This window comes from Oceanobacillus arenosus, from assembly GCF_003369575.1.
GTDB classification, from domain to species: Bacteria; Bacillota; Bacilli; order Bacillales; family Amphibacillaceae; genus Oceanobacillus; species Oceanobacillus arenosus.
On sequence record NZ_PIOC01000016.1, the window covers coordinates 65,977 to 87,525 of the forward strand.

Consider the following 21,549-nt stretch of genomic DNA (forward strand, 5'->3'; position numbering starts at 1 on the left):
CTGTTTACTAATGAAAATCATGCATCTAATTATTATTAGTTATCAGGATGGATTTTATGGTAAACTGAAAGCAGTGATAAGGGGTGAATGGATTTGATCGAGTTACACGGAAAACATTATGAGATTGTCGAGAATATTAAAAATGGTTTCCAGGAGGCTGCATTAAAGGAACGCTATTCAGATATATTAGCGAAATATGATTATATTGTTGGGGACTGGGGATATGACCAGCTTCGATTAAAGGGGTTTTATCGGGATCGCCATCCAAAAGCAGCGATTGATATGCAAATCAATACATTGGATGATTACTTGTATGAATATTGCAATTTTGGCTGTGCATATTTTGTCATAAAGAAGGTAGTTAAATAAACAACCATCGTGTCAAGCTGAACGATGGTTGTTTATTTGTAATTGTTATGAATCAAAGTTTTGACAACGGGTATAACCTTTAAATTTCTTCTCGAGTATTCTACCTAAGCGAAAAAGTACATCCTCATTTCCAATTGCACTCATTAATTGAATGCTAATTGGCATATTATTTTCATCCATGCCAACTGGAATGGATAATGCAGGTAGACCCCAAACATTCGCATAGGCTACATATGGCATAACATCAAGAAAAGTTTTTCTTAATGAGAATATTTCTTTATACACCTTTCCGTGCTTCAATGCGCTCGAATGGTAAATAGGAAAAATTAAGATACGATTTCGCATATAATCGGCTAATCGCTTATCCCCTTGCTCGAGGATTTCTTTTACTTCTCGTACTCGCTTTGCTGATGGTTTGAACATCCTCGAAGCAATGATTGCCCGGGATAAATTAGGGTGTACAGTTGTTTTTTGGGAGAGCTTCTCTCTAAAAAATGCCTTAAAAACATTGGAACGATCATTGCTGTACGCTTCTTCTTCCAGTAATTTACTTCCGCCAATCGAAATGATATCCTGCCATATTTGCGCACTATCATCAAAAAATGGCGGTACGGTTCGTTTTGTTGATACCGACTTCTCCAAAAGGAATTCAATTTCATTCAAGATTCCTTTCGTTGTTTCTGATAATGTATAGCCCATATTCCCCGGCAAAATCTCTACTTTAAATGATTGTAAATAGCGCTTCCGAATCACCTTCTCGGAGATAACGGAATAGATGCGCCGCATATCACGAACAGTTTTGCCCATCGGACCAACGGCAAACAATCTTTGTTGAATAGGGTCGATCACAGCAGGAAAATGCCCTTTAGCTGAAACCTGATTCATTCCCGGTTTGAATCCGACTACCCCATTGAAGTGTGCGGGGATTCGGATCGATCCGCCAATATCTGAGGCTATTCCGGCTGCTGCACCACCAACAGCTAGAAGGGCACCTTCACCACCACTTGAACCACCAGCAGTCTTTGTCACATCCCAAGGATTATTCGTTCTTCCGAATAATTTATTTTCGGTTTCTTGATTAAAGCAAAGCGTAGGGGTGTTCGTTTTCCCTAAAATAACGGCACCACTCGCTTTCAACTTAGTAATGACGTCGGCATCCTCCCGTGAGATTAAATCTTGGCGGTGTACCAATCCACCAGTTGTTTTCATATTTGTAACATGAAAGGATTCCTTTACACTAATTGGCACCCCATGTAAGGCTCCAATACTTTTACCACTTTGGCTAATTAAATCTAGCTCTTGTGCCTCCTTTAATGCTTCCGTAAAGCGCTCCTCCACTAAGGCATTAATATTGGGGTTTACTCTTTTTATTTGATCGATGTAAGCATTGACAGCATCAACGCTTGTGAGCCCACCTTGTTTGATTTTTTCTGCAATTGCTGTTGCATCCATATCGATAATTGAATTCGCAATCATCTACCATACCTTCTTTATTTCACTATAGTCATATTATTCCATGCTACAAACCGTTTCATGCTAATAATATCAATCATTCTAGTCTGTATCCTCTTATTATATATGATATGATATTATTGTATAATGTCAATCGGAGGTAATGCATATGTATTTCGTAGATCAAAGTAAAATTGAAGAAACGCTTTTATATATGGAAAAGATATTAGAGGAAATATCGAAGAATCATCATTTTGATTCCTTTAAGGAAAAACTAAGTCTTGAGCGAATAATCCATGTGTTAATCGAATCAATTATCGATGTAGGCAATATGATGATTGACGGATTTATTATGCGTGATCCCGGAGGCTATGAGGACATAATTGACATCCTAGTCGATGAAAAGGTAATCCCCGCTGAAGAGGAAACAGATTATAAAGCGGTTATCCGTTTACGTAAACCATTGATTTATGAATACCGCTCCATCGATCATGAATCTTTACTTGATGTAATGTTAGCTAAGAAAGGCACGCTCGAGCAATTTAGTATACATATTCGTAGCTATTTAAAGAATGCATTAGGCGTTGCCAATGCTTTTTCAAAAGAATGAACCTAGAAGCATTTGTAGAGATGAGGATGTTAGATGATGGATTATAAAGGTTACTTAATCGATTTAGATGGTACGATGTATCGCGGCACAGAGCCAATCGAAGCGGCAGCAGAATTTGTCCGTACACTATCAGAAAAAAACATACCATATTTATTTGTCACGAATAATTCTTCAAAAACGAGTAAAGATGTATCGGAAAAACTAAATGAAATGGGAATTATTTGTACACCTGATAAAGTGGTGACGACAAGCCTAGCAACCGCAAATTTTATTAAAAGCAAAAATAAAAATGCCCGTTGCTATGTAATTGGTGAAGAAGGCATTTTTTCTGCTCTCCAAGAAAGCGGCTTCACTATCGTGGATGAAGATCCTGATTATGTGGTCATTGGGATTGATCGGGATATAAGCTATGAGAAGTATGCAAAAGCAGTGCTTGCGGTTCGTAACGGGGCAACATTTATATCGACAAATAGTGATGTCGCTATCCCAATGGAGCGGGGACTTTTACCTGGGAATGGTGCATTAACAAGTGTTATTACCGTTAGTACTGGGGTTGCACCCATTTTCATTGGTAAGCCGGAGTCAATTATTATGGAGGAAGCATTATCCATTTTGGGCTTATCAAAGGAAGAAACATTGATGGTAGGGGACAATTATAACACAGATATTAGTGCAGGAATTAATGCTGGAATGGATACATTAATGGTATTCACTGGGGTAACACCCTTTGAAGAATTATCGAATCTAGAAGTACAACCAACTTATTATGTCCATAGTTTACGGGAATGGATTGGCCGTATATGACGAAAGTATATTTTCTAATAAAAGCCACCCACAATTAATATAGTATTAAATTAAACAGAGGAGGGTGATGTGCGATCATCCCTCCTCTGTTTAATAAGTCCTTAACTTTCATTGCTATGTGCGAGTCTACTTGAAGCGGCGGCAGCAATTGCACCAACGATATCATCTAAGAAAGTGTGTACCTCGCCAGTTGATTTGTCATTTAGCCGTTTGAGTATTCCTGGTTTTTGTTTATCAATATAACCGTAATTGGTAAATCCAATCGATCCATATACATTGACAATTGATAATGCGATGATTTCATCCACGCCATATAGTCCCTCATCGGTCTCGATTGTCGTTTGAAGTGGTTCTAATAGTTGTTTTTTCTCAGCTAGAATATCCAATTGGATTCCTGTTAACACGGCATTTTGAACTTCTCGCTTCGTTAGGACACGATCAACATTATGGAGACATTCCTCCATCTTTAAATCATCATGGTAACTTGATTGCAAATAATAAACAAGCTCCGCTATATTTTCTAATTCCACGCCTCGCTCTTTTAATAATTCTCTAGCCTTTATTTCCAATGCACTTTTACTCGTATTTTCAGCCATTATTAATCACCTTTTCTCATTTTTAGTTAAAATATAATGTTTCCAATCATACAGTAATAATATAAGAAGGGGAGGGATTTCGTTGCCTTTAAGAGAATTACTTTCTACCCATTATAATATCCAAGTGGAAGAGAAAATAAGCTTGAACGGGAAGGAAGGTTATAGACAGGGCAATCAATTTTATTTTACCACTACAAATGACAACAGGGAAGTTATCTTAATGGAACAAGCAGCAGTTGCTTATTATTTTATGGAAAATGATCATAAGCAAATCACAATGCCAATTCCAAACCTATATGGAGAGTGGTTTAGCTCCATTGCTGATAAAAGCTATATGGTATTCCAAGTCCAGCAGCTAAATCAGGAGCAACGGCAAACAGCGGGAAAGGCATTGGCAACATTCCATCAATTGGGTTCAAACTATCGGTATGAGCCGAAAAATATTTCCAGCTATGGTGCATGGAAAGAGCTGTGGATTGATAAATTGACCGTATTTGAAACGAAAATTGAACAAGAGGCAAAGCTTCATCCAACGGCATATTATCGGCTGTTGATGGATAGTTTCCCGTATATTATCGGACTTAGTGAAAATGCGATTCAATATATCCAGGAAAGCGACCAGGATCAACGTTTTCATCAGGTAGATCAGGGTACAATTACGTTCAAAAGATATGTCAATCAATTACATGAGCCGATTATTTGGTCGGAGGATTTAGTCTATGATCATCCAGTTCGAGATATTGCAGAATATATAAGGCACCAATTTTTAACAAATGAACCGAATGAGAAGGTGACATCTTTTCTTCTTGATTATCAGGAGTTACGTCCGTTGTCGGTATTTAGTTGGCGGCTTATCTACGGAAGGCTCCTTTATCCGATCCCTATTTTTGATTTAATTGCTAGGGGGTTTGTTAGCGAAGGATTTGATCAATTATATATCGATTTAGTAAATTTTTTCGAGCAGCAAACGATATATGAAAATCGTTTGCGTGGATTTTTTCAAAGTGTTGGGGTGGACACAGATACGTGGGATATTCCTGTGATACAATGGTTAATGTAAGGAATATTGTGCGAAAAGAGGGAATGGGATGGAGAAACAACATATTTATATTACAAGGAAAATAGATGACGCAGTGTTCGCACCCTATGCTGAACAATTCGAAATCCATATGTGGGAAAGGGAGGAAGATCCTGTACCGAGAGATATTTTATTGGAAGCGGTAAAAGACGCAGATGGACTATTTTGCATGCTAAGTGACAAGATTGATGAAGAACTCTTGCGGCATGCACCAAACTTAAAAGTCGTTTCTAATTTGGCAGTAGGATATGACAATATTGATCTGGATGAAGCGGAAAAACATGGAGTTATTGCAACGAATACACCAGATGTATTGACGGAGACAACTGCAGATTTGGGATTTGCTTTGTTGATGGCAACTGCAAGGCGGATCGTCGAGGCGAATCAGTACATTAAAACGAATCAATGGCAGAACTGGGCACCGTATTTGCTTGCGGGATCTGACATTCATCATAAGACAATCGGTATCGTTGGTATGGGCAGAATCGGCGAAGCAATCGCAAATCGGGCAAAGGGCTTTGATATGAACATTCTCTATCATAATCGCTCGCGTAAACCAGATGCAGAACAAGCATTAGAAGCAACATATGTAAGCTTTGATCAATTAATTCGTGAAGCAGATTTCATCGTTTCCGTTGTTCCGTTTACAAAAGAGACGAATAAACTTTTCAATCAAGCTGCATTTGAAAAGATGAAATCAACTGCAATCTTTATCAATATTTCCAGAGGTGCAACGGTAGATGAGGATGCGCTGGTCGAGGCATTGAAAATGAATAAAATCAAAGCTGCAGGTCTTGACGTGTTTGAAGTGGAACCAATTACAAACGAGCATCCATTGATGCAATTGGAAAATGCAGTATGTATTCCACATATTGGTTCTGCAAGCGAAGAAACACGTACAAAGATGATCCAACTTTGCATGGATAATATTGCAGGAGTACTTAACGGAACAGGTGCGAAGACAGCAATTCAATAAATGCAAGATGATAAGTTGGTACAAAATGCTAACTAGTGACAATGTTAATTTCAGATCTAGACAGTATTTGCTGTTCATATGTGGGTTTCCATTCTTTCACTTCAATCAAGGTCGACTGTCAGTGGTAAGTAACTCTTTCTAAGCGATTTTTTAAAACCCGATCGTAGTGTATTTCTGGAGCGACTAGTCTGAGAGCCTTAAGCACTAAACTAGTCCTATAAATAGCAACAAACAAAAAAGGCAGACAATTAATGTCTGCCTTTACGATAAATGTATTAAAATACCTGTTCAATCTCTTTAACACCAGGAACCTCTGCCATCAATGCACGTTCAATTCCTGCTTTTAATGTAATGGTTGAACTTGGGCAGTTTCCACAAGCACCCATCAAACGAAGAAGGACAATCCCTTCATCATCAACATCGATTAATTCTACATCCCCGCCATCACGTAGTAAAAATGGACGCAACTTGTTTAGCACTTCTTGAACTTGTTCTTGCATAATCCATCTTCTCCCTTCCATATCTTTATTATAAATGCCATTCATTAAAAACTCTCGAATTAATTAATTCTATTTTACCATATGAAATAGCATTTGCCTAATTGATAACTATTCTCTATTATTCTATTCCTTACTTGCGATTTTGTAAATAGAAAGGATTGATTGCGTCTTAATATAATTAGAATGCTAAATCATTTAGTTGTATAACAGAATGATTATTTGTATAATTATTATAGAATGAAATGAATGTTATGGAAATCGGAGGGGAAAGAAATGGTGATTCATTTAACAGATAATGCTAGCATGCAAATTAAAGAAATGATGAAAGAAGAATCCGCAGATGCCGTTCTCCGTTTTGGGGTTAGAGGTGGCGGATGTAGTGGTCTATCCTATTCTTTGGGATTTGATAATGAAATTAATAAAGCGTTAGATATTGTTGAAGAAATTAATGGCATTCCAGTTGCAATTTTTAATCAGGATATTCCTGTTATTGAAGGAACGACGATAGACTTTAAGCAAAACATGATGGGTGGAGGTTTCAGCATCGACAACCCGAACGCTGTTTTTTCATGTGGGTGTGGATCTTCCTTTAGAACGAAGGAAAATGTAGGAACACCAGGGGATTGCTAATAAGCATACAATAATATGAAGATGTAAAAGCAGCAGGGGACCAATCTTCCACTGCTGCTTTTACTCTAGAAAAAGAATTATTTTAGTAATTGCTTTAGTTGAACCGAATGGGAATTTTACAGCCAGTTAACTTGGGACAAAGCTAAAGTCTTAGCTAATTGGTAAATCCATATCGGAAGAGTGCTTCGGTTGTACCCGTGCTTTCGGGTCAATGTATTGCTTTGCATGGTTTACTGCGGTTGGCCCTTCACCGAATCCAGTTGCAATTAAATTCACTTTCCCATCATATGTACAGATATCGCCTGCTGCATAGATTCCTGGTATATTGGTTTCCATCTTTGAATTAACAACGATGCTATTCTTCTCAATATTTAAGCCCCAATCCTTAATTGGCCCAAGCGTAGAAATAAAGCCATAATTACACAGAATGGCGTCAACCTCAAGTTCTATTTTCCGGTCTCCTTTCACTTCTTCCAAAACTAATCCTTCAATTTTATCGGATGTGATAATTTTCGTTGGCACGAAGGGTGTGACAATATTTACGGAAGAATCATGGAGTTTCGCAACGCTATGCTCATGTGCACGGAATTGATCACGGCGGTGAATTAATGTTACTTTGTCCGCAATTGGTTCAAGCATCAATGCCCAGTCGACTGCAGAATCACCACCACCTAATAATGCAACATGTTGCCCTTTAAAATGGTTCATATCCTTAACGTAATAATGCAGATTATTTCCTTCAAACTGTTCACTGTCATCAATATTCAAGCGTCGCGGTTGGAACGCGCCATTACCTGCAGTGATAATAATCGTTTTCGTATAATGCACTTCACCAGTATTCGATGTTAGTTTTAAGGAATCATCATTCATGCGTTCAACCGTTTCTATCGCTTGATTGAGCACGATTGTTGGATCGAATAGCCTTGCTTGTCTTTCTAAATTGTCCACTAAATCCTGAGCACGGATCTTTGGAAAACCTGCAACATCATATATATCTTTCTCTGGATATAAGGCAGATAATTGCCCACCCAGTTGTGGTAAACTCTCAATTATTTTCACGGTTGCTTGGCGCATTCCACCATAAAACGCTGTAAACAATCCAACGGGGCCTGCACCAATAACGGTAATATCATAAATTTCTTCAGTCATGAAAAAACCCTCATTTCTATCGATTAAAATTATTCGTATCCCCATAGTAACATAAACCAATCGAAACTGTGTAGCAATGCAAACTGCTATCATAGATGATAATTTCTTAGCTAAATTGATGCATAAAGCGCAATTAAATTGTTCAATTGGAAATTTATTCCAATTGAAAATAGGTTATTCAGGGTTGAAAAAAACACAAAAAAAAGCTACTATAAGCAGTGGATATATATTACAAAAATGTAACAAATCGATTATCATTTGATTACTTTCAGCAATTACAGTATAAAAATGATTCACATTAAAACGAATATTGGAAGTGAAAATTATGCATAAACCACATGTAGTAATCATTGGTGCCGGGTATGGTGGGATCATGACTACTGTGAAATTGCAGAAATTATTTGGAAAAGGACAAGTTAAGATTACGTTAGTGAATAAGGAAGATTATCACTATCAAACAACATGGCTTCATGAAAATGCTGCTGGAACATTGCATCATGATCGAACACGCATCCCGATCAAAGAAGTCGTGAATATGAATAAGGTTCATTTTATTCTAGATACGGTTGTTTCGATTAATCCTATTGAAAAAAAGGTGAAGTTGGAGAACAATGAATTAGAATATGATTTTCTCGTCATCGGCCTAGGCTTTGAGAAGACAACATTTGGAATACCAGGAATTGAAGAACATGCATTTTCCATTGAGAATATCAATAGTGCACGGTTAATTAGGGAACATTTAGAATATAATTTCGCAAACTTTCATCATGAGAAAGTGAAAGATAATGCGCGGTTGAATATTGTGATAGGTGGAGGGGGATTCACTGGTATTGAGTTTGCTGGTGAACTAATCAATCGTATTCCAGAATTAAGTGCAGAATATGATATTGAGAAAGCACTCGTTCGAATTATTATTTTAGAAGCCTCATCTACAGTCCTCCAGGGCTTTGATCCCCAATTGATTGAATACGCAATGACTTCTCTAGGATCCCGTGGTGTAGAATTTATTACAAATGCATCCATTAAAGAATGTACATCAGATAAAGTCGTTTATGAAAAAGATGGTAAACAATGTGAAATCCCTTCAAAGACGATTATTTGGTCTGCTGGTGTACGAGCAAATGGTATTGTGGAACAATCTGGTTTCGGCACGAAGCAAGGGAAAGTGGAAGTGAAATCGGATTTACGGACACCAGATTATGACGATGTGTTCGTTGTTGGTGACTGTGCAATGATTATCGATAAGAAAACGAATCAACCATTTCCGGCTTCCGCACAAATTGCCATCCAACAATCTTCGGTTGTCGCACATAATATAAAGGCGCTAATTGAAGGTAATGCAACAAAGCTATTTGAAGCAAAATCACTCGGTACGGTCGCTTCACTCGGTCATCAAGATGCTATCGGTGTTGTATTAAATAACCGAAAAGTATTTGGCTGGAAGGCCTCCGTAATGAAGAAAATCATTGATAACCGTTACTTATATAAACTAGGTGGTTTAGGATTGGTATTGAAAAAAGGGAAATTTAACTTCTTTTACTAAATCTTCCACATGCTCAAGCAAAGGTAGTTGTATGCCTTTGCTTTTTCTTTGTTTTATTATAAGATTAAAGTTGTATGAATACATAGGAATACGGGGGGAGTTTCCAATTTGGTACAATTAGTTGTTTCAATATTATTATATTTTGTTATCTTTTTTGGTATCGCATTTATTTTAAATATGTTGATTAGAAAAACATGGGTAATGTCTTATTTATATCCCATTATCATTATTCTCATAATCGATAATCTTTCTACATGGCAATATTTTACAAATACGGGAAATGCCTTCGCAGCATTAGGCAATAAATTGATGCATTTAACGGCAGTTGACATCATTATTCTCCTTGCTGGCTTTGCTGGGACGATTGTTTCTGGAATCGTTATAAAACTATTACGTAAGAGTGGTTATCGAATGTTTTAGTAGATTTTATGCATAATTCCTCTCAGAATGGAAATGATGACATCCAGAGAGGTGTTATTCATGAAATTAAAATTATTTATAAAAAGAAGCATCATGACGTTGTTATTTGTAGCTGCATTATTCGTGACAGCTTCATCGATTTCGAATGTGACGTTTCAAGATCTGAAAATATGGGTTGAGAATATTTATAAGGAACGCGTAAGTCATGCGCAGCAAGCACCAACGTATCGGCAAGTGAAGCATTTAACCATCGTGGAAGCCAAGAAGACAATGATTTCGAATGATGAAATCGAAACGCCAAGTTCATTAGAAGAGATGATTGACTTTGAACAGTATCCAACTGCAATGGTTATTGCCACAGGATATACTGCGGGGATAGAATCGACTGGAAAATCAAGTTCCCATCCTGAGTATGGCATTACTTATTCAGGTGTTAAAGTGAAGCGAGACTTGTATTCTACCATTGCTGCGGATTTAGATGTTTACCCAATTGGAACGATTCTGTACATCCCAGAATATGGGTATGGTGTCGTTGCAGATAAGGGAAGTGCAATTACTGGAAATAAGATTGATTTATATTATCATACCGTTGATGATGTATTTGCCGAATGGGGAAAACGCGAGCTCGAAGTGTACGTGGTTGAAGTTGGTAACGGTACATTAACAGAAGAAGCCTTGACGAAATTAAATGAAACAGAGGCATTGCAAGTATTCCGACAAAAACTTGTTGAGAATAATGAATGAACAGGGGAAATCAAGACTTCCATTTAGTGGAAGTCTTGATTTTTTGAGGCCTTATTCATACTATTTGTTGCTATTAGGGACTGACTTTCCACTGCTGGAATCAACATCGAGATAATCATTGAAGGCTTAATTAAGGCTGTCACCGTAAGGCTTGGGTTAAACCTAAGTTTTCTAATAAAAGGAATATAGCAGAAAGGCAATAATAATTCCGGTTAAGCCGCCCATAAATACTTCGCTTGGTTGGTGGCCTAGGAGTTCTTTTAATTCTTTGCGCTTTTCATATTCTTCTTTTCTATTCCAATCCTTCGCGCCATCAAAGAATAATTGAAAATCCTTTAATAACCGATTTAAGACAACGGCATGTTCACCAGCATGTCTTCTTACTCCAGAAGCATCGAACATCGTGATTACGCTAAATACTACAGAAAGAGCGAAAAGAGGACTAGCTACACCATCAACAATGCCAATACCTGTTGTGAGAGCTGTAACTGCAGCTGAATGGCTACTTGGCATCCCACCTGTGCTAAATGCCAGACTAGGGGTGAATTCCCTCGTTGCAATATACCGAATCGGGATCTTAACTACTTGGGCAAATACAATGGCAATTAGTGCTGCCCAAAGTGGAAAATTCATAAATAAATCCATATCTTGATTCTACGTCCTTTCTGCTCCATAAAGTAAAACATGAATCAATGGGTTGAATATCATCCTGTGATTCCATTTACAAAGGGTGTTGTTTAAGTCGAATTGGTTTGCTTACTAAATGATGATGTTATTTTACCACATGGGTGTGTGAAGGTAAATAAAGGGGAAAGGAAGTTCAAGGAATTCCATTAGTATTTTAGCTGGAAAGCAGAAGGGGTGTAGGATCAGATTATTAACGAAGGCACTTGAAGGCCTTCGTTTCCGTAAGTAATATTAAGCCCGTTGCCAGAGCAATGGTAATCGTTTCGTTATATTCACCATAAAGGTTGCTGCAACAACAGAAAGAACCGCATCCTTAATTAGGAATGGGATCATTCCAATCCAGGCAACCGAATAAGAAATAGTAAGCTCAAGCCATGTGTTCATCGCAAGATACATATACGATACACCCAATCCATAATTCACAAATAAACCAATAATTGCTGTAACTGTATAGATTAATATTGATGGAGACTTATACCATTCAGCGATTAAACCGACAATATAGGCAACAAATATGAAGGAAAAGATGAATCCACCTGTCGGACTAATTAAAGCAAATGGCCCACCTTCAAGTCCAGCGAAGATTGGTACACCTGCTGTTCCTAATAATAGATAAGTAAGCATGGACAACGAGCCAAGTCTTTTCCCTAGCATGAATCCAGCTAAGGTTGCAAAGAACGTTTGTAATGATAATGGTACAGATGTCCCACCGATTGGAACGGCTAATATTGGAAACCATACGGTAATATTCGCACCAATAGCCATTAAACAAACAAACACTGCCCCGTATGTTAAATCAATTGGACGTAAACGTTTCATAATTCTCCCCCTTTTTAAAATAATATACATGGGCAAAAACAAATTGTCAACTTATGTTTATTTCGGGTTAACAATTGTAGGGAAGAAATTATATAAATGTTTTGTTACAATGCTGTAAAATAAGGCGTAATGTCTATTTCTTACTTTATTCGTTATTTGGTATGTACAACATGAACAAAAGCTTAAAACTAGTTTGAGCTGTGTACGGACTGCTCCTTACGGATGTGAGGTGGTTCGACGTTGCCGCAGGACGTGTCTATTCACAGTAATTAAGTTATCCACAGCATTCAAATTTTGTGATTTCCTAGACAATAAAAAAGTAGTCCCGCGAATGCGGACTACTTTTTTATTGCTGCTGAATCCTTATTTGATAATTGCTGCTAGCGCAATTTCAATCATCTCATTGAATGTTGTTTGTCGCTCTTCTGCTGTCGTTTCTTCCCCAGTAAGGATATGATCGGAAACGGTTAAAACAGATAATGCCTTCCGTCCATATTTGGCAGCAAGTGTATATAATACAGACGACTCCATTTCGATGCCTAATACTTGGTAGCTTGCGAGCATTTCATTGATTGTTTTTGCATTTTCTCGGTAAAACGAATCACTAGTAAAAATATTTCCCACTCGGAGATTTAAGCCTTTTTGATTACCTTCGTCAAACGCATTCTTTAATAATTCAAAATCAGCAAGCGGGGCAAAATCAATTCCGCCAAACACCATGCGATTAACCTGTGAATCTGTCGTTGCTCCTTGTGCCAAGATAACATCTCTTACTTTGACATCTTTTTGTAGTGCACCACATGTTCCTACTCGAATCAATTTTTGAACATCATATTCGCGGATTAGTTCATTTACATAAATGGAAATAGATGGTACTCCCATCCCTGTACCTTGAACGGATACGCGTTCACCGTTGTAGGTTCCAGTGAAGCCGTACATGCCACGGACTTCATTGTATTGAATAACATCTTCTAAAAATGTTTCTGCAATATATTTTGCGCGAAGGGGATCCCCAGGTAATAAAATCTTATCAGCAATTTCCCCTTGTTTCGCTCCAATATGTACACTCATTAAGTTATCCTCCTTCAAAAAAAAAAGTAAACGCTAGTAAAATAAAGTTATCATAGGATCGATTGAAAAACAAATATCAACGAAAAAATAGGCAATAATATTGTTTAGGCTATCAAAAATTGCTATAATTGTGTATAATACTAGTAGTAGGAAGCAAAGTAGTATAATAATGAAAAAGTTTTTGGAAGGATGAATTTTAATGAAAGCACAAACATTTACGATAACAGCAGAATCTGGTGTTCATGCAAGACCAGCAACATTATTAGTTAATAAAGCAGGACAATTTGAATCCGAAGTTAATGTGGCGTATAAAGATAAAACGGTTAATTTAAAATCGATCATGGGCGTTATGTCTTTAGGAATTCCTAAAGGTGCAGAAATCGAAGTTTCTGCAACTGGTTCTGACGAAGAAGAAGCAATCAATGGGGTTGCAGAAGTAATTAAAGAACACTTAGGTGAGTAATTAATTTTTAGAATTTAAGTGTGACTTGGAATGTCGTCTGAATACTTTGAGTGACAATCAAGTTTTCTAAGAAGAGCTAGAGGAATAAAACCTCTAGCTCTTCTTTTAATTATAAATTTTTTCATAGTAGTTGATTTCAAGTCCATGTAATCTCTCTAATGCGAGCTTATTAAAAGCAGAATCTTGATTTGATAGCTTTTCTTTATATTGAAGTACAGCCTGCTTTAATGAGTCCCCATAACTCGGAACTGCTTCAACATAGGGGTGTACAGCAGGTTTTTTAACATTCATCTTTTCATGATGGGCTAATGCCTTTCGTTCATGAAAGAATACATTCTCAACTTCACCTGGATTATGAAGATCCCCTTGTAATGGATGTTTGTAAACAGCGAGAACTTCTATTAAATAATAATCTCCTCGATCTTCCTTCGCCACACCAATATAAGTTCCTGAATGATAATGTGCTTTAACAACATCGCCAATGTTAACGATTGCCAACATAACCCCTCCTTTACTCCATTTAATTGTGCCAGAAATAGGATGAATTTGCGAATAATTAACTCGCAATTGTTGGTATAAACGAATAATTTGTTATAATTAATAATGTAAGCATTTTAAATATAATGATTGAATGATGGAAATATTAAAAGGATGTGAAAATAATGCCATTTCTTTATTTTCCCGATGACAAAACCGCATACTTACCAGCAGCGATCACTTTAATTATTTTTATGGCCATGGCTGCGGTAACCATGTATTTATTTTATAAGAAGTCAAAAAAGGATGAACAGGCATTTAATGCCAAATACGAGAAGAATCTTCATGAAGCAAAGGAATCTGTCGAATCAAAATAAAATGTTAATTTGCATGATTGGCTAGCAACTGTGGATACTAAAAGAAAACGTGATGAAGGGGTATGCCAGATGCGTTTCATATGCTTTTGTTGTTTTATCTTTTTAGTTGCTTGCCAAGGAACTAGTCCGTCGATTAAAGAAGTAGAGATGTACAATACATCCGGTGATATGGTAGGAACCGCAACTTTAAATGAGCAGCCCGATGGAATTAAAATCCATGTAAAACTGGATGGGCTTGAACCGGGTTTTCATGGGATTCATGTGCATGAATTCCCAAAATGTGAAGCACCGGATTTTAGTAGTGCTGGAGGTCATCTTAACCCAGAAGGAAAGGAACATGGCTTAATGCGTCCAGATGGCGCACACTTAGGTGATTTGCCGAATGTAGAGGCGGATGGGGATGGAGTGGTTGATGCAGAATTAATGCTTGCCGGTGCAACGATGAAAGAAGGAAATAAATCGATTCTCCGTGGGGAGGGGACCTCGTTAATTGTCTCTGAAAAACAGGATGACGGGGTAAGTCAACCTAGTGGAAACTCTGGTACACGAATTATTTGCGGGAAAATTACTACAGATTCGAAAACGGATACAGGGGAGTCGCCCTCAGATCCCACAGAAACAAATAAAGAAAAAGCAGAATAAAAAACAGCCATGTTAGGCTATAACATGGCTGTTTTCGAGTGAGTATTTAGTAATTGGATTAACGATTATTAACGGCATCAATGATTTGCTTTACACCATCCACAAGTGTTGCTTTCGGACAGGCAATATTCATACGCATAAATTGTTCTCCTTCATCACCGTAATCAACTCCGGCATTTAGTCCAACCTTTGCCTTTTCAATGAAAAATTGTTTTAATTCTTCGCTGCTCATTCCAAGCGCAGTACAGTCAATCCATAATAAATAAGTGCCTTCCCCTTGTACAACTTTTAGCTCTGGTGCATGTTCTTTAAACATTTTTGTTACATATTGTTGATGACTACTTAGAACGATGACTAGTTCATCAAGCCAAGCTTTTCCATGATTGTATGCAGCTTCAAGTGCTGTATTTGCCATTGTGTTAAGTGAATTGGAATATCCTTGCTTCGAAAATTGTGCCTTCAACTTATTACGCAATTCCTCGTTTGAAGTAATTGTATAGGATGTTTCTAATCCAGCCAAATTAAAGGTTTTCGACGGTGCCATGCATGTAATCGTTCGATTGGCAATTTCCTCCGAGAGGGAAGCAATTGGGATATGGGGTTTGCCTGGATAGACAAGGTCTCCATGGATCTCATCAGAAATAATCAGCACATCATATTTCAAGCATAATCTTGCCATTTCACGTAACTCTTCCTCTGTCCAAACACGACCGACTGGATTATGTGGTGAGCAAAGAATAAATGCTTTCACTCCAGATTTTAACTTTTCTTCAAAGTCAGCAAAATCAACTGTGTAGTAATTGTCCTGATAGTGAAGCGGGCTTTTCACAATTTCCCTCTCATGTGCTTTAATTACATTATAAAATGGAGGATATACAGGGGTTTGAATTAACACCTTGCCGTTTGGCTCGGTAAAAGCTTGAATTGCCATATGTAGACTCGTAACGACCCCAGGACTAAAAGAAAGCCATTCTGAATTTATTTCCCAGTCATGCTGGTTTCGCTGCCAATTTACAATCGAATCCGTCAGATCATTATCGATGATTGTATATCCATAAATGCCATGCTCCACCCGTTTTTTCAGTGCATCATTTACTGCGTCAGGGGCTTTGAAGTCCATATCGGCAACCCACATTGGGATAATATCCTCCGATTGGAAAACAGATTGCAGCATGTCCCACTTTACCGATCTTGTATTTCTTCTATCATGTACTTCTTCAAAGATACTCATTAAAATCCTCCTACAAGGGTTAAGGTCTAGCATGAATGCTTGGCTAGTTCTATTTATGTTTATTCTATTATAGCAAATCATAGCGGAAATATAAGCACAAAAGCGCAAGCGCCCGTTTGAGCTGTGTACGGAGGTGAGGGAAGTCTCGCTATAGCTTAGCGCTGGAGCTGGACGTGGCAATTCTCAGTAATTAAGTTATCCAGAACACCCAATTTTATAGTTTCCTAAGCAATAAAAAAAAGCAAAGCGAGAATCGCTTTGCTTACAGGGGGAATACGAGAAAGTCTTACATACATAGTTATTCCCACTTTAAAGGAAATTAAACACATAAAATAAAATTTTATTTAAAAATTATAAACGTTTTTCCAGTTCTTCTTTTTCACTTTCGAATCCAGGTTTGCCTAGAAGTGCGAACATGTTTTTCTTGTATGCTTCAACACCCGGTTGGTCAAATGGATTTACGCCAAGTAAATAACCGCTGATTGCACATGCTTTTTCGAAGAAGTATACAAGGTAGCCGAATGTATAGGCATCAAGTGCAGGTACTTCAACGATCAGGTTTGGAACGTCTCCATCTGTATGTGCTAGCATTGTTCCTTGGAATGCTTTGTCATTAATTTCATGGATTGTTTTGCCAGCTAAGTAATTCAGTCCATCAGAATTATTTTCTTCTGCTTCTAATGTTAATTCTTTTTTAGAGCTGTTAACATGTAGAACCGTTTCAAAAATATTTCTACGTCCTTCTTGAATATATTGACCTAATGAATGCAAGTCAGTTGTAAAGTTAGCGGAAGAAGGGTAGATACCTTTTTGGTCTTTTCCTTCACTTTCGCCAAATAACTGTTTCCACCACTCAGAGAAGTATTGCAGGCTTGGCTCGTAATTAATTAATAGCTCTGTAACTTTTCCTTTACTATATAAAACATTACGAACTGCTGCATATTGGTATGCAGGGTTTTTCTCTAAGCTAGGCTCAGCGAAATCATTCATCGCATCTCTTGCGCCTTGCATAATGTCATCAATTGCAACACCACTAACTGCGATTGGTAACAATCCAACAGCTGTTAGGACAGAATAACGGCCACCAACATCATCTGGAATAACAAATGTTTCATAACCAGCTTCATCCGCAGAAGTTTTTAGTGCACCTCTTGCTTTATCTGTTGTTGCATAGATGCGTTGTTTTGCTTCTTCAACGCCATATATTTCTTCTAGGTATTTCTTGAAGATACGGAATGCAACTGCAGGTTCTGTAGTTGTCCCACTCTTAGAAATAACATTGATAGAGAAATCCTTGTCCTTCAAGACATCAAATAATTCGCTAATATATGTTGAACTTAAATGATTTCCAACAAAAATGATTTGTGGTGCTTTTCTTTCTTCATTAGAAAGTAGGTTTTGAAATGAATGGTTGAGCATCTCAACTGCCGCACGAGCACCTAAATAAGAACCGCCAATACCGATAACTAATAAAATATCGGAATCATTTTTAATCTTCTCAGCGCTTGCTTTAATACGTGCATATTCTTCTTTGTCGTAGTTCTCAGGAAGGTCAATCCAACCTAGGAAGTCACTGCCAACGCCGGTTTTATTATGTAATTGGCTATGTGCTGTTTGAACATAATCACTTAAGTTCGCAATTTCCTGTTCGTTAAAGAACTTTAATGCTTTATCATACGTAAATGAAACATGTGTCATGAATCTTCCTCCTTTAATGCTACAATATGAATTTATAATCTAACTTTAACGAATTGTCACCATTAAATCAAGGACGAGAATTAACAAATGACGATGTATAGTGAAATGTAGTGAATTCGGGTAAAAAAAAGAAGCATCATCAAGAAGGAAAGCGATGCTTCCTCTCGATAATGCTTCGATTAATTATTTTTTGAAAGAGCTTGATTGCTCGATCCATTCTTCAAGCTTATCTTTCAACGTATTGAAACCAGCTGTATCGTTATCTTGTTGGACCTGTTTAACAGGTTGTGTTCTCTTTGTTTGCGCAGGTTTTGCAGGTGCTTCTTCTGTAGCGCGGATAGATAAGGAAACTTTATTTTTTTCTTCATCTACGTTTAAAACTTTCACTTTTACTTCATCGCCAACTGTTAAATGGTCGTTAATATCTTTAACAAAACCATGTGTTACTTCTGAAATATGAACCAAACCTTGTGTTTCTTCATCTAAAGCAACAAATGCGCCATATGATTGAATGCCAGTTACTTTTCCATCAATAATTTGACCAGCTTCAAATTTGTTAGTCATGCTGAACAACTCCTATATCTAATCGATTCTTTTTACACAATATATTATTTTATCACAAAGGGTTGATTCTAGCAAAGTTAATTTAGAAAAGCATACCGGCATTACAAACGTGCGAGTGTTACGAGTACATCCCCATGCTCTAAAACAAAATCTGCAGATGGATGAATCCTATATTGTTTATCACGAATAATACCGAGGAGTAAATGGTCACCTTTTAATAAGTGATGGGATATCGCTGCAAATTGTTTCTTCTCCAGTTCAGGTGCAAGTGGAAGATGTAAAAATTGCTGCTTGCTAAGAATATGTAAAATATCTTCAAAGGGTGTAACTGCGATGGAATGTGTAAGTTCATGATAAAATAATGCACTCATGAAATCATTCGAACGGACAATCGTTGTTGCACCTGCACGCAAGGCATTTTCTATTTGGGTTTTTGATAAAACTTCTGCAATGATCGGGATGTTTTCATTATTTCCCCGAATTGCGACTGTCGCAAGGATTGTATATGTATCCGCCTGCCGCTCATTTTTAATAAGTTCAGCAGTGATAAGTGCCCGGTCTGCATGCCGAATATTCGCTTTCGCCAGTATCGTATCTTCTGTTGCATCTCCATGAATAAAATGGATCGGATATTCGTTGAATGAAACATGACGCAATGTCCTGTCAATTAGGACGATATTTTCGTTTGGATTATTTTCTAATACCACTTTGATTAATTGCCTGGTCCGTTCATTCCAGCCGACAAAGACGAGATGTCCAGTACCTTTATAGACAAGCCTGCCATACTCGATATCCTGCTCGCGCTTTATTGTGCCTGAGGCAATGGAAGTAATATAAAATCCAATTAAGCCACCACCTGTTAGGATTAGCAGAATGCCAATCAATCTGCCACTTGTTGTTACCGGCGCAAAGTCACCGAACCCAACTGTTGCTGCTGTAACAAACGCCCACCATATTCCTTCAAAAATTGTTGGGAATTGAGAAGGCTCAACAAAGTGAATCAAGATGCCAAAGAAACACATAAGAATAAGAATGGTTATCAATAGTTTGACGATAATAGGAGTTCGAAAGTATATCAGTTTAAACTGTTTGATTATCATGGAGGTCACCTATTTATATAGTATCTTTTACAATTCAGTATGGACAATAAGAAGTACGGTTTATACGCGGTGATTGGATAGAGACTTTTGGTTAGAAAAATAGTGTTGGTTTAATATATGATAAACTTCATCCCAAAAATCTGTATTTTCACGATAAGATTTCTTAAAAGAAGCATACATTTCTTTTACTTTTTCATCGTAATTAGGAGATGCTTTATCTGGCAGATTGCTTTGGAATTCATTAACTTTTTGTTATGATATAGAAGTGTTAGATGCATGAGGAGGAAATAGGTATGATAAAAGCGAATCAAGATTTTTTACTGGAATTATTAAATACTCCATCGCCATCAAGTATGGAAATGGAGATTCAGAAAAAGTGGATAAATTATGTAAAGACGTTTGCAGATGAAATTAGAACAGACAATGCAGGGAATGCAATTGGAGTATTGAATCCAGATGCATCATTTAAAGTATTATTAGCAGGGCATGCCGATGAAATTGCACTTGTAGTTAATCGGATTGATAATGAAGGCTACTTGCATTTTGATAAAATGGGCGGTATTAATCCAAAAGCTGCAGTTGGGATGCGTGTTATGGTTCTAGGAGCAGGGGCTACGGTTACAGGTGTCACTGGTGTGAATGCCCAGCATCATGGCGGACTTAAGAATGACTTCGATTTATCAGACCTATTCATTGACTGTGGATTCAAGACAAAAGAAGAAGCAGAAAAATACGTGCAAATTGGCGACCTATGTGTATATAAAACAGAACCGGAAATTCTAATGGATCGCTACATAGCTGGCCGTGGTCTTGATAACAGAACAGGTTCATTTATTGTTGCTGAGGTATTAAAACGCTTAGCAGAAAAGGATGTTAAAGTCGGTGTATATGCAGTAAGCACGGTTAATGAAGAAACGAATATGGGCGGAGCTTATTTTGCAGCTGCCGGAATCGAGCCGACAATGGCGATTGCATGTGATGTTACGTTTGCAACAGATTATCCAGGCGTAGACAAAAACAAACATGGTGATGTTCGCTTAGAGAAAGGTCCAGTGCTTGCTAAAGGAGCTCCAATCAATATTAAAATCAATAAATTACTGGAGCAGGCGGCGAGTGTTCTCAACATGAATGTTCAGTATGAATTAACACCTAGAATGACAGGGACAGATGCAGATAAAATGCGATTAACTGGTAAAGGTGTTCCAGTATCACTAGTATCACTGCCATTACGCTACATGCATTCACCAGTTGAAACAGCTAGCCTTCAAGATATTGATGAAGAAATTGAATTGCTCGTAACAATGATTGCTGGATTAACCGGCAATGAAAGTTTAAATCCTTTGGAGGATTAAAGAGTTTTTAAGTTGTAAATGAATGAGGAAGAAAATTAATCATAGTAAAAAACACACGTTATTTTATGAAAAAAAATAACGTGTGTTTTTTTGTATTATACAGCGTTAGATTTTTACTGTAATATTTTGTTAATTCATATGAGAGAGTATTCTTAGTTATGGTAAGATTAAGATCTAAGCTATATAAGAAATAATTC

General features: G+C 37.4%; 25 protein-coding genes. 13 read left to right on the top strand and 12 right to left on the bottom strand.

Features of this window, described 5'->3' with window-relative positions:
- Positions 1 to 93 precede the first annotated feature (93 nt).
- Positions 94 to 369 carry a YutD family protein gene (locus CWR48_RS10345; protein WP_115773166.1) on the top strand — a complete coding sequence of 92 codons (276 nt, stop codon included), beginning with the start codon at positions 94 to 96 and terminating at the stop codon, positions 367 to 369.
- A 45-nt stretch (positions 370 to 414) separates the two neighbouring features.
- Here the strand turns inward: CWR48_RS10345 and CWR48_RS10350 are convergent, their stop codons facing one another.
- Positions 415 to 1,845, bottom strand: a complete 1,431-nt coding sequence (locus CWR48_RS10350) for an amidase (protein ID WP_115773167.1) — start codon at positions 1,843 to 1,845, stop codon at positions 415 to 417.
- 145 nt (positions 1,846 to 1,990) lie between these two features.
- Between CWR48_RS10350 and CWR48_RS10355 the strand changes: the two genes are divergently transcribed.
- Both CWR48_RS10355 and CWR48_RS10360 read left to right on the top strand, forming a co-directional pair.
- On the top strand, positions 1,991 to 2,431 hold the full coding sequence (locus CWR48_RS10355) for a DUF86 domain-containing protein (RefSeq protein WP_115773168.1): 441 nt from the start codon (positions 1,991 to 1,993) through the stop codon (positions 2,429 to 2,431).
- Between the two features lie 36 nt (positions 2,432 to 2,467).
- Positions 2,468 to 3,235, top strand: a complete 768-nt coding sequence (locus CWR48_RS10360) for a TIGR01457 family HAD-type hydrolase (RefSeq protein ID WP_281270267.1) — start codon at positions 2,468 to 2,470, stop codon at positions 3,233 to 3,235.
- A 101-nt stretch (positions 3,236 to 3,336) separates the two neighbouring features.
- Here the strand turns inward: CWR48_RS10360 and CWR48_RS10365 are convergent, their stop codons facing one another.
- Positions 3,337 to 3,831 carry a phosphatidylglycerophosphatase A family protein gene (locus tag CWR48_RS10365; RefSeq protein ID WP_115773170.1) on the bottom strand — a complete coding sequence of 165 codons (495 nt, stop codon included), beginning with the start codon at positions 3,829 to 3,831 and terminating at the stop codon, positions 3,337 to 3,339.
- An 82-nt stretch (positions 3,832 to 3,913) separates the two neighbouring features.
- Between CWR48_RS10365 and CWR48_RS10370 the strand changes: the two genes are divergently transcribed.
- Positions 3,914 to 4,891 carry a protein kinase family protein gene (locus CWR48_RS10370; protein ID WP_115773171.1) on the top strand — a complete coding sequence of 326 codons (978 nt, stop codon included), beginning with the start codon at positions 3,914 to 3,916 and terminating at the stop codon, positions 4,889 to 4,891.
- A gap of 28 nt (positions 4,892 to 4,919) precedes the next feature.
- Positions 4,920 to 5,885, top strand: coding sequence for a 2-hydroxyacid dehydrogenase (locus CWR48_RS10375; RefSeq protein ID WP_115773172.1), 966 nt, complete (start codon positions 4,920 to 4,922; stop codon positions 5,883 to 5,885).
- A gap of 275 nt (positions 5,886 to 6,160) precedes the next feature.
- On the opposite strand, the gene CWR48_RS10380 is transcribed toward CWR48_RS10375, so the two are convergent.
- Complete coding sequence (locus tag CWR48_RS10380; RefSeq protein ID WP_245976781.1) at positions 6,161 to 6,430, bottom strand: NifU family protein; 270 nt, start codon at positions 6,428 to 6,430, stop codon at positions 6,161 to 6,163.
- Between the two features lie 228 nt (positions 6,431 to 6,658).
- On the opposite strand from CWR48_RS10380, the gene CWR48_RS10385 reads away from it, so the two are divergent.
- Positions 6,659 to 7,015, top strand: a complete 357-nt coding sequence (locus CWR48_RS10385) for a HesB/IscA family protein (protein WP_115773173.1) — start codon at positions 6,659 to 6,661, stop codon at positions 7,013 to 7,015.
- A gap of 150 nt (positions 7,016 to 7,165) precedes the next feature.
- Here the strand turns inward: CWR48_RS10385 and CWR48_RS10390 are convergent, their stop codons facing one another.
- On the bottom strand, positions 7,166 to 8,164 hold the full coding sequence (locus CWR48_RS10390; RefSeq protein WP_115773174.1) for an NAD(P)/FAD-dependent oxidoreductase: 999 nt from the start codon (positions 8,162 to 8,164) through the stop codon (positions 7,166 to 7,168).
- Positions 8,165 to 8,489: 325 nt separating this feature from the next.
- Between CWR48_RS10390 and CWR48_RS10395 the strand changes: the two genes are divergently transcribed.
- From CWR48_RS10395 to CWR48_RS10405, 3 genes are all read left to right on the top strand, one after another.
- Complete coding sequence (locus tag CWR48_RS10395; protein WP_115773175.1) at positions 8,490 to 9,707, top strand: NAD(P)/FAD-dependent oxidoreductase; 1,218 nt, start codon at positions 8,490 to 8,492, stop codon at positions 9,705 to 9,707.
- 108 nt (positions 9,708 to 9,815) lie between these two features.
- Entirely contained in the window at positions 9,816 to 10,127 is a 312-nt protein-coding gene (locus CWR48_RS10400; protein WP_115773176.1) for a YuiB family protein, read from the top strand.
- Between the two features lie 60 nt (positions 10,128 to 10,187).
- Positions 10,188 to 10,871, top strand: coding sequence for a 3D domain-containing protein (locus CWR48_RS10405; RefSeq protein ID WP_115773177.1), 684 nt, complete (start codon positions 10,188 to 10,190; stop codon positions 10,869 to 10,871).
- A 171-nt stretch (positions 10,872 to 11,042) separates the two neighbouring features.
- Here CWR48_RS10405 and CWR48_RS10410 read toward each other — a convergent pair whose 3' ends face one another.
- The 3 genes from CWR48_RS10410 to deoD all read right to left on the bottom strand — a co-directional run bounded on the left by CWR48_RS10410 (position 11,043) and on the right by deoD (position 13,448).
- Complete coding sequence (locus tag CWR48_RS10410) at positions 11,043 to 11,516, bottom strand: divergent PAP2 family protein (RefSeq protein WP_115773178.1); 474 nt, start codon at positions 11,514 to 11,516, stop codon at positions 11,043 to 11,045.
- Positions 11,517 to 11,789: 273 nt separating this feature from the next.
- A complete protein-coding gene (locus CWR48_RS10415; protein ID WP_115773179.1) occupies positions 11,790 to 12,377 on the bottom strand; it encodes a biotin transporter BioY in 588 nt (195 codons plus the stop codon).
- Between the two features lie 363 nt (positions 12,378 to 12,740).
- On the bottom strand, positions 12,741 to 13,448 hold the full coding sequence (gene deoD, locus CWR48_RS10420; protein ID WP_115773180.1) for a purine-nucleoside phosphorylase: 708 nt from the start codon (positions 13,446 to 13,448) through the stop codon (positions 12,741 to 12,743).
- Between the two features lie 199 nt (positions 13,449 to 13,647).
- On the opposite strand from deoD, the gene CWR48_RS10425 reads away from it, so the two are divergent.
- Positions 13,648 to 13,911, top strand: coding sequence for a phosphocarrier protein HPr (locus CWR48_RS10425; RefSeq protein ID WP_115773181.1), 264 nt, complete (start codon positions 13,648 to 13,650; stop codon positions 13,909 to 13,911).
- Between the two features lie 105 nt (positions 13,912 to 14,016).
- On the opposite strand, the gene kapB is transcribed toward CWR48_RS10425, so the two are convergent.
- Positions 14,017 to 14,412 (bottom strand): kinase-associated lipoprotein KapB, encoded by a 396-nt coding sequence (gene kapB / locus CWR48_RS10430; protein WP_342772449.1) that lies wholly within the window; start codon positions 14,410 to 14,412, stop codon positions 14,017 to 14,019.
- 161 nt (positions 14,413 to 14,573) lie between these two features.
- Here kapB and CWR48_RS10435 point away from each other — a divergent pair, with 161 nt between their 5' ends.
- Complete coding sequence (locus tag CWR48_RS10435) at positions 14,574 to 14,765, top strand: hypothetical protein (RefSeq protein WP_342772450.1); 192 nt, start codon at positions 14,574 to 14,576, stop codon at positions 14,763 to 14,765.
- Between the two features lie 69 nt (positions 14,766 to 14,834).
- Positions 14,835 to 15,407 (top strand): superoxide dismutase family protein, encoded by a 573-nt coding sequence (locus tag CWR48_RS10440; RefSeq protein ID WP_115773183.1) that lies wholly within the window; start codon positions 14,835 to 14,837, stop codon positions 15,405 to 15,407.
- A gap of 58 nt (positions 15,408 to 15,465) precedes the next feature.
- Here CWR48_RS10440 and CWR48_RS10445 read toward each other — a convergent pair whose 3' ends face one another.
- The 4 genes from CWR48_RS10445 to CWR48_RS10460 form a co-directional block, all read right to left on the bottom strand.
- A complete protein-coding gene (locus tag CWR48_RS10445; protein ID WP_115773184.1) occupies positions 15,466 to 16,638 on the bottom strand; it encodes a MalY/PatB family protein in 1,173 nt (390 codons plus the stop codon).
- A 351-nt stretch (positions 16,639 to 16,989) separates the two neighbouring features.
- Positions 16,990 to 18,336 (bottom strand): glucose-6-phosphate isomerase, encoded by a 1,347-nt coding sequence (locus tag CWR48_RS10450; protein ID WP_115773185.1) that lies wholly within the window; start codon positions 18,334 to 18,336, stop codon positions 16,990 to 16,992.
- A gap of 183 nt (positions 18,337 to 18,519) precedes the next feature.
- Positions 18,520 to 18,900 (bottom strand): S1 domain-containing post-transcriptional regulator GSP13, encoded by a 381-nt coding sequence (gene yugI, locus CWR48_RS10455; protein ID WP_115773186.1) that lies wholly within the window; start codon positions 18,898 to 18,900, stop codon positions 18,520 to 18,522.
- Between the two features lie 101 nt (positions 18,901 to 19,001).
- Positions 19,002 to 20,000 (bottom strand): potassium channel family protein, encoded by a 999-nt coding sequence (locus CWR48_RS10460; protein WP_115773187.1) that lies wholly within the window; start codon positions 19,998 to 20,000, stop codon positions 19,002 to 19,004.
- A gap of 293 nt (positions 20,001 to 20,293) precedes the next feature.
- Here CWR48_RS10460 and CWR48_RS10465 point away from each other — a divergent pair, with 293 nt between their 5' ends.
- Positions 20,294 to 21,352, top strand: coding sequence for a M20/M25/M40 family metallo-hydrolase (locus tag CWR48_RS10465; protein ID WP_115773188.1), 1,059 nt, complete (start codon positions 20,294 to 20,296; stop codon positions 21,350 to 21,352).
- Positions 21,353 to 21,549: the final 197 nt, after the last annotated feature.